The 16,187-nt window shown below is 38.5% G+C and carries 14 protein-coding genes; 6 read left to right on the forward strand and 8 right to left on the reverse strand.

Annotated features, from left to right (window positions below; all coding sequences use genetic code 11):
* Positions 1–79 precede the first annotated feature (79 nt).
* Positions 80–2,443 (reverse strand): translocation and assembly module lipoprotein TamL, encoded by a 2,364-nt coding sequence (gene tamL, locus JIV24_RS07270; protein WP_289048156.1) that lies wholly within the window; start codon positions 2,441–2,443, stop codon positions 80–82.
* An 89-nt stretch (positions 2,444–2,532) separates the two neighbouring features.
* Between tamL and JIV24_RS07275 the strand changes: the two genes are divergently transcribed.
* A complete protein-coding gene (locus JIV24_RS07275) occupies positions 2,533–3,300 on the forward strand; it encodes a TrmH family RNA methyltransferase (RefSeq protein WP_200464369.1) in 768 nt (255 codons plus the stop codon).
* Positions 3,301–3,309: 9 nt separating this feature from the next.
* Here the strand turns inward: JIV24_RS07275 and JIV24_RS07280 are convergent, their stop codons facing one another.
* The 5 genes from JIV24_RS07280 to purL all read right to left on the reverse strand — a co-directional run bounded on the left by JIV24_RS07280 (position 3,310) and on the right by purL (position 9,317).
* Positions 3,310–4,884, reverse strand: coding sequence for an NAD(P)/FAD-dependent oxidoreductase (locus JIV24_RS07280; RefSeq protein ID WP_200464370.1), 1,575 nt, complete (start codon positions 4,882–4,884; stop codon positions 3,310–3,312).
* Between the two features lie 59 nt (positions 4,885–4,943).
* Complete coding sequence (gene porT / locus JIV24_RS07285) at positions 4,944–5,669, reverse strand: type IX secretion/gliding motility protein PorT/SprT (protein WP_234445742.1); 726 nt, start codon at positions 5,667–5,669, stop codon at positions 4,944–4,946.
* Between the two features lie 44 nt (positions 5,670–5,713).
* Complete coding sequence (gene ubiE, locus JIV24_RS07290) at positions 5,714–6,442, reverse strand: bifunctional demethylmenaquinone methyltransferase/2-methoxy-6-polyprenyl-1,4-benzoquinol methylase UbiE (RefSeq protein ID WP_200464459.1); 729 nt, start codon at positions 6,440–6,442, stop codon at positions 5,714–5,716.
* 106 nt (positions 6,443–6,548) lie between these two features.
* A complete protein-coding gene (locus JIV24_RS07295; RefSeq protein ID WP_200464371.1) occupies positions 6,549–7,067 on the reverse strand; it encodes a peroxiredoxin family protein in 519 nt (172 codons plus the stop codon).
* 27 nt (positions 7,068–7,094) lie between these two features.
* Entirely contained in the window at positions 7,095–9,317 is a 2,223-nt protein-coding gene (gene purL, locus JIV24_RS07300; protein WP_200464372.1) for a phosphoribosylformylglycinamidine synthase subunit PurL, read from the reverse strand.
* Positions 9,318–9,527: 210 nt separating this feature from the next.
* Here purL and JIV24_RS07305 point away from each other — a divergent pair, with 210 nt between their 5' ends.
* Positions 9,528–10,286 (forward strand): SDR family oxidoreductase, encoded by a 759-nt coding sequence (locus JIV24_RS07305; RefSeq protein WP_200464373.1) that lies wholly within the window; start codon positions 9,528–9,530, stop codon positions 10,284–10,286.
* Positions 10,287–11,360: an Ldh family oxidoreductase gene (locus tag JIV24_RS07310; protein WP_200464374.1), complete on the forward strand. Its 1,074-nt coding sequence runs from the start codon at positions 10,287–10,289 to the stop codon at positions 11,358–11,360.
* Positions 11,361–11,430: 70 nt separating this feature from the next.
* On the opposite strand, the gene JIV24_RS07315 is transcribed toward JIV24_RS07310, so the two are convergent.
* Positions 11,431–12,171, reverse strand: a complete 741-nt coding sequence (locus JIV24_RS07315; protein ID WP_200464375.1) for an NADPH-dependent oxidoreductase — start codon at positions 12,169–12,171, stop codon at positions 11,431–11,433.
* Between the two features lie 168 nt (positions 12,172–12,339).
* Between JIV24_RS07315 and JIV24_RS07320 the strand changes: the two genes are divergently transcribed.
* A complete protein-coding gene (locus tag JIV24_RS07320; protein WP_200464376.1) occupies positions 12,340–12,930 on the forward strand; it encodes a hypothetical protein in 591 nt (196 codons plus the stop codon).
* A 14-nt stretch (positions 12,931–12,944) separates the two neighbouring features.
* Positions 12,945–14,375, forward strand: coding sequence for a flotillin family protein (locus tag JIV24_RS07325; RefSeq protein ID WP_200464377.1), 1,431 nt, complete (start codon positions 12,945–12,947; stop codon positions 14,373–14,375).
* 77 nt (positions 14,376–14,452) lie between these two features.
* On the opposite strand, the gene dapA is transcribed toward JIV24_RS07325, so the two are convergent.
* Entirely contained in the window at positions 14,453–15,343 is an 891-nt protein-coding gene (dapA, locus tag JIV24_RS07330; RefSeq protein WP_200464378.1) for a 4-hydroxy-tetrahydrodipicolinate synthase, read from the reverse strand.
* Between the two features lie 166 nt (positions 15,344–15,509).
* Here dapA and JIV24_RS07335 point away from each other — a divergent pair, with 166 nt between their 5' ends.
* Positions 15,510–16,181, forward strand: coding sequence for a hypothetical protein (locus JIV24_RS07335; RefSeq protein ID WP_200464379.1), 672 nt, complete (start codon positions 15,510–15,512; stop codon positions 16,179–16,181).
* Positions 16,182–16,187 lie beyond the last annotated feature (6 nt).

Below are 16,187 nucleotides of genomic sequence, written 5' to 3' on the forward strand. Positions count from 1 at the left end.
AATATACCATTTAATCATCAGAATATCAATTAATTAAACCGCTTAATTTATTCTATTTTAGGACTTTAAACAACTTCTATTAAAAAGGATATCCGATTGCAAAGTTAAAAGCGGTATCATCCCATGAAATAGGACGAACACCCAATACCCATCTTTTACCTTCTGGCAAAATAGGGTCCCTTGCCTTAACACCCACATCCAACCTAAAAACGAAGTAACTAAAATCAAGCCGGGCACCCGTTCCCACGCCAACTGCAATTTGTTTATAAAAACTATCGAAATGAAACAAGCCCTTTTCATCAACTTCATCATCACCTGACGAACGAATTGTCCAGATATTACCTATATCAACAAAAAATGCCCCTTCGAGCAACCAAAATAACTTAAAGCGATACTCAGCATTGGCTTCCAGTTTAATGTCAGCTGTCTGGTTGTAATAATCTAACTGCGTTTCTTCAAATGAGCCGGGACCAAGACCTCTTACCGGCCATGCACGCAGACTATTTGCTCCACCTGAGAAATAACGTTTCTCGAATGGCAACACCGTTAGGTTACCATACGGATAACCTACCCCCATAAAAATCCGATAGGCAAAGGAGTTAATTGGGTTAACATTAATGTGGTATCGCCAATCAATATCAGCCTTAATGTACTGTGCATATCGAATCCCGAACACCTCATTAAATTCATTACCACGATTATTACCAACTAAGGAGCTGATACCATCTAATAAATTACCGGCCGATTGAATATTGGCCTGAAAATAATGGTAGTTCTTATTGCCGGCAATGGACTGCTCATTATAAATAAAAGTATAGGAAGTACTACTAATTAAATGATCTTCGTAACTGTATTTTAGAAATGTACTATCAATATTGTCCTCAAAATCAGGATCGATATAAGGAACATTAATCACACTAAAGTCAACAGGCGATAGGTAATGAGTTACTAAAGGTGAAGATTTCCATGTATAACCAATTCGCCCATTGGCGATGGTTCTGGTATAGTCAGGGCGACGCTGATAATTATAGGACAGTGAGAAGTTGGTTTGAGGATTATAGCGTTTCCTAAAATTTTCGATTTTGAAAGGCACCATAAACTTTGGAATTGTTAGTGTTGCATCACCACCAGCCTCTAGCGTTCGGAAAGATTCTTTATTTTTTGCCTGCTGATTTTCTCCGGCTACCCTAAATCGCATATCAAACACTTCACCTCCCCGAAGAAGGTTCTTGTGCTTGTAATTAAAACTACCAGCTGCTCCTAAATTACCCGACGAGTTGGTACCTTCTACTTCAACTGTGTAGTTCTGTAGTTTTGATGATGATAATTGAATAAAACATTGCAACAGACCATTTCCCTCTTCATCCGATTCTCCTTCCATCTCTTTAAATCGAATATTTACAAATCGAAACAACTGAAGTTCTGCCAATAGCAACTGTGTTTTATTAACCAAATCCTGATTATACAATTGCCCTGGAAAAATATAGTTGGAATTCATTAGAACATCAGCCCTAAAGTCCAGGTTATCGCCGTACAGGATTTTACATCCCTCATATTGAAGACTATCGAATTTACTCAAATAAGTATCACCTTCTTTCAATGCTCTTTGCGGCTCGTATCCAACCAAAAAATACACATCCTTTATCCTGTACTTGTTGTGATTAATAATTGAATCAGCTCGCCCAACTATTTGAATCCTATCTTTAATAATAATCAAGGAATCATTTACAGAATAATTACCCAAAGCACTATCGGCCAAAAAGTAGACAAACTCCTTTCTGAATCCATAATACCCTTCATTTCGCATAACTTTGGTAATCCGTTTACGTTCATCATCATGCAAATCTGCATCGAAAGGCGCTCCTGGCTTTAACAGGGAATTGATCGTATCGTTATAAATATGCCCTTTGATTGAATCATCGTCTATACGATAAGCAATTTGATTTATTTTATAGCGTTCTCCCGATTTGATGGAGTACCTGATTTTTGCCTTTTTATTTTTTAAGAACAGTACGGTATCTTCCACTTCGGCATTGTAGTATCCTTTATTATTCAAGTACAAACGTAATTGTTCACTTGATTTTTGCCTTAGCAACTCGTCATATAACTCAGGTTCCTCACCAATTCGCCTCAACCACTTATTAAATCCTTTAGTATTGTCTTTTCCTGAGAGGTTGTATAATCCTAGGTGAAAACGCCAGAATCCAAGGATCTTAACATTTTCGCGCTGACGCACATAATAACGTAGTTCTTCTTTAGTAATATCCTTCGCCTGATTTTCGATTTCAATTTTATTGAGCAAATAAGCATCATCGGGCACATACTTTGTTGACCGGCAGCCAAAAGCGCCAAAAGCAAGCACTACAAACATGATTACTAAATACTTATTCCCCATTGTTACTAATTGAATCGATTCAGGCAATAAACGAAATGGATATTCCACTTTGTTAATTTGCCATAAAGATATTTAATTCGCTTGATAAGATATAACTTTGTATCACATAAACTCAATTCGAATATAAACACCTTACAATGCTAAGTAAAAACAAACAGAAGTTCATATTGTCGTTAAGTCGAAAAAAGGTACGCGAACAAAATGAAGTATTTGTTGCTGAAGGACATAAATTGGTTTCTGACTTACTTAGTGCCGGCTGCGATGTTGATACAATCATAGCAACAGATAGTTGGTTAAACGAAAACAAGACACTAACCAACAACTGCCACGAAATAATAGATTCATCAACAGATGAATTGAAAAAGGTTTCTCAACTTAAAAGTCCACCTTCGGTCATTGCCGTATTCAACCAAAATAAGAAACCGTTAAACATCGAGCATCTTAAAACACAACTAAGTATATTTTTAGATGAAATACAGGATCCGGGTAACCTTGGAACCATCATCAGGCTGGCCGATTGGTTTGGCATTAAAAATATTATCTGTTCAAAAAACTGTGCCGATGTGTACAATGCTAAAACCATACAATCAACCATGGGTGCAATAAGTCGGGTTAATGTGCATTACGTTGATACCTTAGCCTTTTTTCAAGACTTCCAAAATTTAAAGCTGCCTATCTATGGGACCTTTCTGGATGGCGATAATATTTATGAGGAGAGCCTAACTTCAAATGGCTTAATAGTAATGGGAAACGAAGGGAAGGGCATTAGTACTGAGGTTGAAAGACACATCTCAAGTCGGTTATTAATACCCCCTTACCCTGATAACGCCAGCACATCAGAGTCATTAAATGTTTCAGTTGCGACTGCCATTATTTGTGCTGAATTCAGAAGAACAAAAAACTAAGAAGTCCTTTTACTCAAGTGTCTTTCCAGTAATAAATTCCCAGGCTTTCTCAGCACATCGCTCACCATCAATGGCAGAAGAGGCAATACCACCGGCATAACCTGCTCCTTCACCACATGGATAAAGTCCCTGAACCTGTACATGCTGAAATGTGACTCTGTCGCGAGGGATACGCACTGGTGACGACGTACGACTCTCAACACCCACAACTAATGCTTCATTGGTCACAAAACCTCGCGCTCGCCTATCAAAATAATCAAATCCCTTACGAAGCCTCATACCTATATTTTCAGGAAGCCAAAAATGCAAAGGCGATGCCACCAAGCCTGGCACATAAGAGCACTCAGGTAAATCAAATGACAATTTCCCATCCACAAAGTCAGCTAATGACTGCGCAGGAGCTACAACCCCTGCTCCACCATTTACGAAAGCCAATCGTTCCAGTTCCTTTTGGTATTCCAAACCACCGAGCACACCTTTGTTTTGAAACTCCCCAATATCTTCTGGTTTGATTTCAACTACCATACCCGAATTAGCCCATTGCGAATTACGCTTTGATGGCGACATACCATTTACTACCATTTCATCAGCATCTGTCATTGCCGGCACGATAAAACCACCAGGACACATACAGAATGAATAAACACCACGATTATCCATTTGACAGGATAAACTATAGGTTGCAGCAGGTAAATGATTACCTCTACCTTTAGGTGAATGGTATTGTATTTGGTCAATTAATTCTTGCGGATGCTCTACCCGAACACCCATGGCCCATGTTTTGGCCTCTAGCTGTACATTATTTTCATCGAGCATGTAATAAATATCGCGAGCAGAATGACCCGTTGCTAAAATAACAGCCTGCCCGATTATTTTATCACCTGACTCCAATTCAACGCCTTTTATTTGATTATCAAGCAAAATGACATTACTAACTTTGGTATCAAAGTGAACCTCACCACCCGCTTCAAGGATGGATTGTCGCATAGCTTTAATAACTTCAGGCAACTTATCGGTTCCAATATGCGGATGCGCATCAATCAGTATATCTTCACTGGCACCATGAAAAGTAAAGACTTCAAGCACCTTTTTAAAATCACCTCTTTTGGTACTTCGAGTATAAAGCTTACCATCTGAGAAGGTTCCTGCCCCTCCTTCACCAAATGCATAATTTGATTCTGTATTGACCGATTCATTCCGGTTTAGCTGAGCCAAATCCTTTTTTCGCTCATTAACACCTTTGCCTCGCTCGAGCACAATTGGTTTAAGCCCTAACTCGATTAAACGCAAGGCAGCAAAATATCCTCCAGGCCCTGCACCCACAACAATTACCTCATCTTTCTGACTAACATCAGAATACTCAAACTTGGGCAATTCGTGCTTAGGAGGTTTTGCATTAGCATAAGCTTCAATGTGCAATTGCACCAATACAATTTTCTGACGAGCATCAATGGAACGCTTTACAACTCGTATGGCAGTTAACTTATCAGGGGCCACTTTCATTTTTTTAGCGACCAAAGACTTGATAACCTTATCGTCAGATGCTTCTTTAGGGGATAAACGTAAAACTATTTCGCGTTTCATTGATGTCATTTATTAATTCCACAAATGTGGAGTACTTTAAAACGCAAAAGTAATTGAATTTATTCAAAATAGAATGTCAGGCTAAATATTCGCGATTTGAGTTTATCCAAAGCTTCGGTATACACTTCGTCACCCGGCTCACCTGTTCCATCATGGTTAAGCATATCTGCCAGACCGATCGACATTCTTGCTTCCACTGACAAACGAAAATAAGTCAGATAGAAGTCAAAACCTGCTCCAAATTCCAGGTATCCATCCAATGAGGTTAGTAATAATTTATCTTGCTTATCCTTGGCCAAATCATAACGGGTATTAAAACCACCAATCAAATATGGTTTGGCATTATGCATGCGAAATGCATTGTATTTAAGCAAAAGTGGAAATTCTAAAAAAGTGGATTTAATCTTAAAAGACTCTTCACGCTCCAGAAAGTTGCCGTCCTTATCATATTTGATGTAGGTCATATTTCGCTGTCCGAAACTAATACCTGGTAAAAATCGCAGGTTTAAATTCTCTCTTAGCTTGTAACTGGAGACTATTCCAATATTCAGCCCCGGAGTTAAGTCCAACACATCGGCATAATATAAATTTCCATCAGGGTCTGAAGGCGGTGTAACCCCAGAGTTATATACCCGGAAGTCCATTGTATTGATTCCAATTAGGAAACCAAAATGCAGTGGACGCTCATCAAAGGAACGCAAGTTGGCAATTTTACTATTCTTACCCTGCGCCATTAATGCATTTACCTGCGCAACTAGAAATATGATTAATATTATCTTTTTCAATGTGTGCTTTTTGACTTTACATTACAAACTGATAATTTACTTTTTTATTGCGCTTTCTTTTCAGACAGATAAATTGTAGCAATGCCCATTGTTTGTTTGAAACGCTTCAACGGTGTCATTCCAGCCTTGGCTAATTCATCATCAAAACGCTTACCATCCGGAAAGGTCAAAACCGATTCGGGCAGATAAGTATAGGCTGCCTTATCTTTTGAAATAATGCCTCCCAACCATGGAAGTATATATCGAAAGTAAAACATATACAATTGTTTAAATGGAAAATACACAGGCTTTGAGAACTCCAGCACCACCATTTTACCACCAGGTTTCAGCGTACGAGCCATGTCACTCAATCCTTTATTCAAGTTCTCAAAATTACGAACACCGAAAGCGACCATCACAGCATCAAAAGAATCATTTTCGAAAGGTAGATTCTCTGAATCCCCCTCCTGTACTGAAATAACATTTTCGAGGTTTCGCTTTTTAATTTTCTCCTCAGCGACTTTTAACATCTCAACAGAAATATCAACACCTACTACTTTACATCCTAATCGCCGGTTTGCTTCCAAAGCCAGATCTCCGGTTCCGGTAGCGACATCTAGGATTAATGGTTGCTCAATATCTTTCAATAAGTTAATAGCTCTTTTTCGCCATATCTTATCAATACCCATTGAAAGAAAGTGATTAAGAAAATCGTATTTAGGAGCTATATTATTGAACATTCCGGCCACCTGTTTCTTTTTGGAGCCTTCTGCTGTATATGGTTTAACAGTCATCATTTAATAATTTTCACCAAAAGTATAAAAAAGGAAGGATTTATTACCTTAAATAAAAAGAGGATGCTTTTGTAAACACCCCCTCAATATCTAATTAGTAAATCTTTTATAATTGCCGCTTCAACACATCAATCATGTGTTCAAACTCTTTATGACTATAGCCTCTGGATGCATAAATTACTTTACCGCCTTTATTAATAATGTAATTGCGCGGAATAGATTGGGTTGCAAACTGACTGAAAATTTTCCGCTCTTCATCAGGACAAAATGGAAGGTCAAATCCTTTTTCCTTAGCAAACTTCTTCAATTCTTCAGGAGTATGCTCTCGTCCTATTACAAGCAGCACAAAATCCTCATTATCTTTAAATTGATTCCAAACTTCTTTTTCCAATACTGGTAATTCTTGAATACAAGGCGGACACCAGGTGGCAAAAAAGTTAAGTAACACAACTTTACCTTTAAAATCGGCAGTTGTCATTTCTCCATCGGGTGTCACAACAGTAAAAGAAGGGGCAACATCACCTACTTTCACTTTTTCCACTTCTTCGGCTTGCGCCCAAGCAACAAGCACTCCTGCAGTCAATATCAAACTAAGAAGTGTAATTATTTTCAACTTAGATTTCATAAATTATATATGTGTGTTTAATTCTTCTCATCCTTGAACCCAGTTCTCTAATCTTTGTTCAAATGCAAGTTTCAACTCATCGATATAGCCGTATGATTCATCATCAATTCGCACTTCTCCTTTCGTAACGTGTCCTAAAATCGAAAACGGAACCTGGGTACTCATCATAAAATCAACAAAATCATCTTGTTTTTCTGGTGAGACCGAGACAACCACACGACTCTGGGATTCTCCAAACAAGAACGCTTCTTTTCTGATTTCGGCATCTGATGTGATATCAAAGCCAAATTCTAATGGAATGCTCGACTCCAGTAGACTAAAAAATAATCCTCCGTTTGAAACATCATGTACTGAACGAACAAGACCATCCTTGATCATTTCTGTAACTGTTGATTGCAGTTCTTTTTCTTCTTCGGAGTTATAATATGGCGCTGCTGATTTTTTAATATTTAAGATGCTACTGGCATATTCAGAAGAATTCACATCATTTCGAGATTGACCAACTAGAAAAATCATATCTCCTTTATGTCGGAATGATAAAGTATTATGGTGCTTCTCGTCGTCGACCACCCCAACCATACCAATAACGGGTGTTGGTGTAATTGGCTTGAGCTGTCCATTTTCTGAACGTTGATTATAAAAACTCACATTCCCACCAACAACAGGCACACCAAAATCATTACAGGCTTTTGTTATTCCCTTAACAGAATCAACAAATGTGCGATAAACCTTTGAATCATATGGATTACCATAATTTAGACAATCGGAAAGAGCAATAGGTCTACCACCTGCACACACGATGTTACGTGCTGCTTCAGCAACTGCTATCTGCGCCCCAATTAATGCATCTGATTTCATATAACGCGAGTTACAATCCATCGTTGCCACAAGCGTTTTTTCTGATCCTTCAATATTTACAAATGCTGCATCGGATGGGTAATCAAAGTTACCATTATCGGAGTTTGTTTGGCTACTAAACTTATTGGTCAGCCACCCCTTGGATGCCACATTAAGATTAGAAAGCATCACCTTCACTACATCAGGATAATGATCGGGCTCATCATAAATATCCAAATTTATTGCGGGCAATTCCTCAATATCTTCATCAATATCACGCTCATACACCGGAGCAGATTTTCCATTCATCGCAATATCAACAGGCATCTCAGCAACCACCTCTTTTTCACTAAAGCACATCACCTTACCATCATCCGTCACTTTACCAATAACAGCCATAGCAACCTGCAAGCGTTCTATAATAGATTTTACTTTTTCTATTTCTGAAGGAGCAATACATACCAATACTCTGCCCCATGTTTGCGACAACAACAAATCTTTCACTTCCAGACCTTGTTGACGCTCTGGAATGGCTTCAACATCCAGGTGGATACCTGAATTACCTCTCCCTGCCATTTCTAAAGCAGCTCCAACAACTCCTTGGGTACCTATCGGCTGAATCCCAACCAAATCTACAGATGCACTCATTTGTTGTATGGCCTCGAGGAGTTCCTTTTCAATGGATACATCCATCATCTGTTCAATTGAAACAGGTGGCGTATCTATTTCGGCTAATATATCTGTTTCAAACACATCGGTATCAACTCCATCTTTACCTGTGCGTGCACCTACAACCAAAATCAAATTATCAGTTCCTTCGGCCTTACCATTAATCAATTTGTCTTTTGGCACTACGCCAATAGCCATATTATTAACTATAGGAGTAGTATTGTAGCCTCTCGAAAAGAAAGTTTCTCCGCCTAACACAGGCACTTCAAAACCACGCTCAAACTCACAAATGCCCTCTGCTACTTCTTCAAAAAGCCAACGAGCCGTATCGCGTTTGCCATCACCAAAACGAAGCGAACTTAAAATAGCCGATGGTTTAGCTCCCATTGAAAAAATATCACGCATAACAACACGCAAACCAGTTAAAGCTCCTAATCGTGGCTGTATAGCACAAGGACTATTATGTGACTCCACCTTAAAAACACAAGCATTACCATCACCCAAATCAACCACACCGGCATTATCATCACCAGCCTTCACCAGGATATCTTCCCCACCCTTAGGTAAAGTAGCTAACCATTTGATTGAATTTTTATAACTGGCATGCTCTGACCACAATCGTGAAAATAATTGTAATTCTAAAGAGTTTGGATGACGACCCAAAAGCACTTTTATCTTCTCAAATTCTTCTGAAGTCAACTCTAACTTCTCAGCTTCTTCTATTGTAGGAATTGTTACGCTCATAGTATAGCATTTTGGAATTGCTCTTTTATTCAGAGACAATTTAATATACATTTGCAGGGCTTCGGCAACGAAATTATTTTATGTTGAAAGTATAAAAAATAACCCAAATACCAAACGGAAGGTCGCATTTATACGCAACACTTGAGAAACGTATAAATAATTTACGCGAACTTACATTTTTAGTTGAGGAATGAATAAAATTGAACTGCAATGGATAAAATAGCACTAATCACAGGCGCCACATCGGGTATTGGAAAAGCGACTGCTTTAAAACTTGCAAAAACAGGCTATCAGATAATCATTACCGGTAGACGAAATGACAAACTACAGGCTCTAAAACTAGAATTAGAAGAATCAAACACGAAAGTATTAGCGCTTAGTTTCGACATAAGAGATCACGAAGCTACAAAATCAGCCATTGAACAAATACCAAATGATTGGCAAACGATTGATGTACTAGTTAACAATGCTGGCTTAGCTGCTGGTGCCGATCCTATTTACGATGGGCTATGGAGCGATTGGGAGCAAATGATTGACACCAACATTAAAGGACTCCTTTATCTGTCCAAACTAATTATCCCGGGTATGATGGAGCGTAAAAGCGGTCATATTATTAATGTATCATCCATTGCAGGCAAAGAAACTTATGCCAATGGCAATGTTTACTGTGCGAGTAAACACGCTGTTGAGGCCATCACCAAAGGCATGCGCATCGACCTATTACCCTTTAATATTAAAGTATCATCGGTATCACCGGGCATGGTAGAAACTGAGTTTTCAGTGGTACGCTTTCATGGCGATCAGGAGAAAGCAGATAATGTTTATAAAGGGCTAACACCTTTATATGCAGATGACATTGCTGACGCAATTGAATTTATGGTAACCCGCCCTGCTCATGTCAATATTAATGACATGCTAATTATGCCAACCGCACAAGCCACTGCCGTCTACAATCATCGAGAAGAGTAAATGATTAAATCTGCGCAACACCTCGATACATTTATTCAAAATGCTTTTATTGCAGCCGGTGCTAACAAACAACATGCCGCAATGGCAGCTGAAGCACTTGTTGCTGCCGACCTAAGAGGTGTTGATTCTCATGGTATTGCTCGCCTTGGTGGCTATATTCGCCTTTGGCAACAAGCACGTCTTAACATGCGCCCTAACATTAGAGTTGAGCACGAAACACCAAGTACAGCTTTAGTTAATGGTGATTTAGGTGCAGGATTAATCGTTGCTCAAAAAGCCATGGATATCGCTATTGATAAAGCCAACAACGTTGGAACAGGCTGGGTCGGTGTAAAAAACTCAAATCATTTTGGCATTGCAGGTTATCATGCTATGAAGGCACTAAAGCACGATATGATCGGCATATGCATGACTAATACTAGCGCCTTGGTTGCTCCTACTTTTTCAAGCGAACGTTTGTTGGGCACCAACCCAATAGCAGTAGCAATACCTGCCGATAAGGAACCTCCATTCGTTATGGATATGGCCACTACTCCTGCTGCTAACGGAAAGCTGGAGGTTTGTGAAAGACAGAATAAAGACATTCCTGAAGGATGGGCTCAAACCAAAAACGGAGACCCAACAACAGATAACAGAGCCCTCAAAAATGGAGGTGCTATGCTTCCTTTAGGCTCCGACCGTGAACACGGTTCGCATAAAGGCTATTGCCTTGGAGCATGGGTTGATATCTTTTCAGCCGTTCTTTCAGGTGCTAACTATGGCCCCTGGGTGCCCCCATTTGTATCCTTTCTCACACCACCTCCAAATCCGGTTGGTGATGGGATTGGGCATTTTATTGGCGCCATGCGTATCGATGCCTTCAGGCCAGCCAATGAATTTAAAACCCACATGGATAACTGGATTAAAACGTTCAGACAATCGCAACATATAAAAGCACAACCAACAGTTCAAATACCCGGAGATCAGGAGCGAATAATAGAAAATGAGCGTTTAGCCAACGGTATATCAATTCACCCAACAATTGTCAATGAGCTCAACGAGCTCAGTAGAATCCTGCATATCCAACAGCTATAACTGATAGCTTTTAAAAAAAACAGGCAAGCATATATATACTTACCCAATATTATCTGTGCAGTTAATACTTCTACATGAATCCCTGTGCTTTTAACACGCCTAGTAATTGCTTACTAAAATGCTCGTTATCTGCTTTTTTATATCTCACATCGGTAAAAACCTGAGCTAAGGTTTCTTTACCATTCTCTTTTACAAAGGCAATGTTCTCTTCCAGACTTTCTTTTGTCGCGTATAATTTTGAAATCTGTTCTTGAGTATAATCCTTATATGTTTCTTGATGTAAAACGGCTTCAAGTGGCAAACGATCAATTTGCGCCGGATCTTCATCAGGGTAACCCAATGTAACGGTAGTAATTGGCACAACGCCATTTGGCAATTTCAATACATCGATAATTTTATCTGCCATATAGGTAGTTGTTCCCAAATAACAAATTCCTAAACCTTTAGATTCTGCTGCCACACAAACATTTTGCGCTACTAACAAAGCATCAATTGCTGCAGTTACAAAAGACAGGAAATTATCGTAACCTGGCTCGGCATTATTTTGCTGACACCAAAGGTTAAAACGATTAAAATCGGCGCAGAAAGTTAAAGTAACAGGTGCTTGTTTTACCATGGGCTGATTAAAATGGCATGGAGCCAGCTTTTCTTTCATTGCATCATCTTTGGTAACAACAATGCTATACACCTGCATATTTCCAGTTGTAGAAGCACGCACCCCAGCCTCCAGAATGTCAATTAACACATCTTCCTCTATAGCTTGATTGGTGTATTTTCGAATGGTCTTGCGATTTTTTAAAATATCAATCATAGTTCCAGCTTTTAATTTTAAAGATTCAAATGTAGAAATAAAAGGGAGAACAAAATCAATACATACCGCCGGAAATAAAATGTTAAAAAATTTTCATTACAAACTGTATTTTTATGATTTAAATCAATCGCATTTTGTTAATTTAGGAAAATATAAAACTCATTTATTATGTTCGAATTTTTTGGTTTATCATGGGAAACCATGACACTTTTTGAAAAATTTTATTGGTGTATTGCAATTCCATCTTCTCTCCTATTTATCCTGCAGGTATTACTCACTTTTATAGGCAGTGACTCGCACGATATAGAAGCAGATGGCAACCCTGATTTATCAATTGAACATGATACAGGAATAGATTTTCAATTCTTAAGCATTAAAAACCTCATTGCCTTCTTTACAATATTTGGTTGGACAGGAATTATTTGCATTGATTCTAACCTTTCCATTTGGCTTACCATATTAATTTCAACAATCTGTGGCCTTTTAATGATGTTGCTAATGGCATCTATCATGTACTTCATGGGCAAATTAACAGAAAATGGCGTTTTTCATCTTTCAACAACTATTGGAAAGATTGGCACCGTTTACTTGACTATTCCCGGAAATAGAAAAGGTTCTGGTCAGATTCAAATCGATGCCCAAGGCTTTAGAACCATTGATGCCATAACAGATAACAACGATGATATTTCCACAGGTTCTATTATTGAGGTAGTTGACGTATTAAATAACGATATACTAGTAGTAAAAATCAGTAACTAACATTTTAAAAATTTATGGGACAATATTTAGTTTTTTTAATTGCCGCTGTCGTTCTATTCTTTTTCATTCTAATTATTTCGTTTTTTAGAAGATATAAAAGATGTCCATCAGACAGAGTAATGGTTGTATACGGAAAAGTTGGCAAAGGTTCAGGTTCAACATCCAGATCTGCAAAATGTATACATGGTGGAGCAGCATTTATCTGGCCAATTATTCAAGATTATTCTTTTCTAGATCTAACACCAATTTCAATAGAGATAAATCTTACAAATGCACTTAGTAAGCAAAATATCCGTGTTGACGTTCCCTCCAGATTTACAGTTGGAGTATCAACTGAATCAGGGGTAATGACCAATGCAGCAGAAAGATTATTAGGTCTCTCACAAGACAATGTTAGCAATTTAGCCAAAGACATAATCTTCGGTCAACTTAGGTTAGTTGTTGCTACTATGGACATCGAAGAAATCAACAGCAATCGTGATAAATTTCTTGCAGCCGTATCTAGCAATGTCGAACAAGAATTAAAGAAAATCGGATTAAAATTAATAAATGTAAATGTCACGGATATTAATGACGAATCGGGTTATATCGAAGCATTAGGTAAAGAAGCTGCAGCTAAAGCAATCAATGATGCGAAAAAGAGTGTTGCCGAAAAGAATCGTGATGGGTCTATTGGAGAAGCCAATGCGCATCAAGACCAAAGAGTACAAGTAGCAGGAGCTGATGCTACTGCGGTTGAGGGTGAGAATAGCGCAAAAGTAACTATTGCCAACTCCGATGCCAACAGACGCGAAAAAGAAGCTGAAGCTGAAAGAAAGGCTGTCGCTGCTGAAAAAGTCAGTCAGGCAAAAGCGCTCGAAGAAGCATACGCAGCTGAGAAAAGCGCTGAAACAGCTCGTGCCTTAAGAGATAAAGCTGCTCAAACTGCTGATGTTGTTGTACCTGCTGAAGTCGATAAACAAAAAGTAGAAATTGAAGCAGAAGCGATTGCCGAACAAACCAGAAGACACGCCAAAGGTGATGCCGATGCTATTTATATGAAAATGGAAGCGGAGGCTAAAGGTATTTATGAAGTATTAAGCAAACAAGCTCAAGGATTTGACCAATTAGTAAAAGCTTCAGGTGGTGATTCAAATAATGCTGTTATGCTAATGATTGCCGACAAACTTCCTGAGTTAGTTAAAACGCAGGTAGAAGCAGTCAAAAACCTAAAGATTGACAAAATTACAGTTTGGGATTCTATGTCGGGTGGAAAAGATGGAAATTCTCCAACATCTGCCAAATTCCTTTCTGGAATGCTAGGCTCTCTGCCGCCAATGGATGAATTATTCAACATGGCAGGTATGCAATTACCAGATTATTTAAAAGGAAAAACACCCGTTGAAGAACCTAAAGAAATTGAAGCTGAGGAAATAATTGATGATGAACCTAAACAGGAGAGTTAATCCCCATTTATAAACTAAAAAAAGAGCGTTTCCGTTGAAACGCTCTTTTTTATCCAATCCAACAACAACTAAAATATCTATATAATACTTAGTTTTTTAAGTTCATCAAGCAACAAAGCTTTTGTGCTTTTTTCCATTGCACACATCGGTGAGCGAAATACTTCTTTCACCCTTCCCATTTCCGCCAATGTAGTTTTAACGGGTATCGGATTTGATTCAATAAACATCAAATCCATCAACTCACGAAACTTGTAAAAAATAGCGTTCACTTCTTTGACATCGCCAGTTAATGAAGCCGCCATTAACTGAGCAAACTCTTTAGGAATAACGTTGGCAATAACTGAAATACAGCCATCAGCTCCAAGTAAATTGGCTGAAGCCGATAAGAAATCATCACCGCTATAAACCTTAAAACCATCAGGTCGCTGAGCTACTAACTCGGTAAACAACGCTAAATCACCCGAGGCCTCTTTGATTGCAACAATATTATCAAAAGCATTGGCTAACTTAATTGTATTTGCCACAGAAATCTTTGAACCAGTCCGGCTTGGTACATTGTACAATATAATTGGCACATCAATCGCTTCTGCAACCGTGGCAAAATGCATGTACATACCCTTTTCTGTTGGTTTATTGTAATATGGTCCAACAACCAATACCGCATCTACTCCAATAGCCTCAGCCTTAAGCGAATATCTGATACATTCCTGTGTCGAGTTACTTCCAGTACCTGCAATAACCGGTATTTTTCGGCCCACTCGCTTAACAGCACGCTCAATTAAAAAGGCATCTTCATCTCCTGTTAAGGCAGGTGTTTCTCCTGTGGTGCCACACACTACCAATCCATCCGTTCCATTTGTCAAATGCCAGTCAATCAACTGATCAAAAGCATCAACATCAATGTCTCCATTTTCGGTAAATGGTGTTACTATTGCTACAATTGAGCCTTTCAATTCAAAATTCTTCATGTATCTATTCCTTTCGACCAAGGTCAAATTCAAAGAGTTAATCAATTATTTCGGTTTCAAAAATATCAAACACTTTGGGTAAATGAAAGTTTTTCAACAAAAAAAACTTCTTTATAACACTTTGTTAATATCTTAACATTTAATATATTTGCCCAAAATTAGTAGTATGAAAACAGTTAGTCAAGCCGTTGAGTCAGTTATAAAAGTAAAGCCTTTTGTTATAGAAGCCTTGTGTGAAGGTCTGCTAAACATATCATCATTAGCCAGACAAATTCAACCTATGGTTGAGAAATTGACTGAAAAACCAGTTAAACAAGGCGCCATTGTAATGGCATTAAACCGACTTGCCCCACAACTTGACTACTCATTGAATCGGAACCTCCAGAAGCTACTTGAATCCTTGGGAGATATCATCGTGCGTTCTAATCTTACTGACTATACCTTCAGGAACAGCAATACCATTTTCAATAGTCACACAAAAGTAATGCATGATATTAGCAACCAGCAAGATGTGTTTTACACCCTTGTGCGTGGCGTTTTTGAATCTAATCTGGTGGTTAGCTCTACGTACGAAGAGCTGGTCGAAAAGTACTTTTCTGAAGAAGATTGCCTGATGAAACAATCTGAACTATCAGCCATTACCCTAAAGTTGCCGGCTGCTAATGTTCAAATTACCGGCTTTTATTACCACATACTCAAAGCCATTGCCTGGGAAGGTGTTAACATTAAAGAAGTCATTTCAACTACCAATGAATTTACCATTATTGTTAACGATGAAGATGTGGATAGAGGCTTCACCATTTTAAAGAACCTTAAAACAGCATACAAGCAAAAGTAACATAGG

Source organism: Carboxylicivirga marina, from assembly GCF_016612505.1.
GTDB lineage: Bacteria > Bacteroidota > Bacteroidia > Bacteroidales > Marinilabiliaceae > Carboxylicivirga > Carboxylicivirga marina.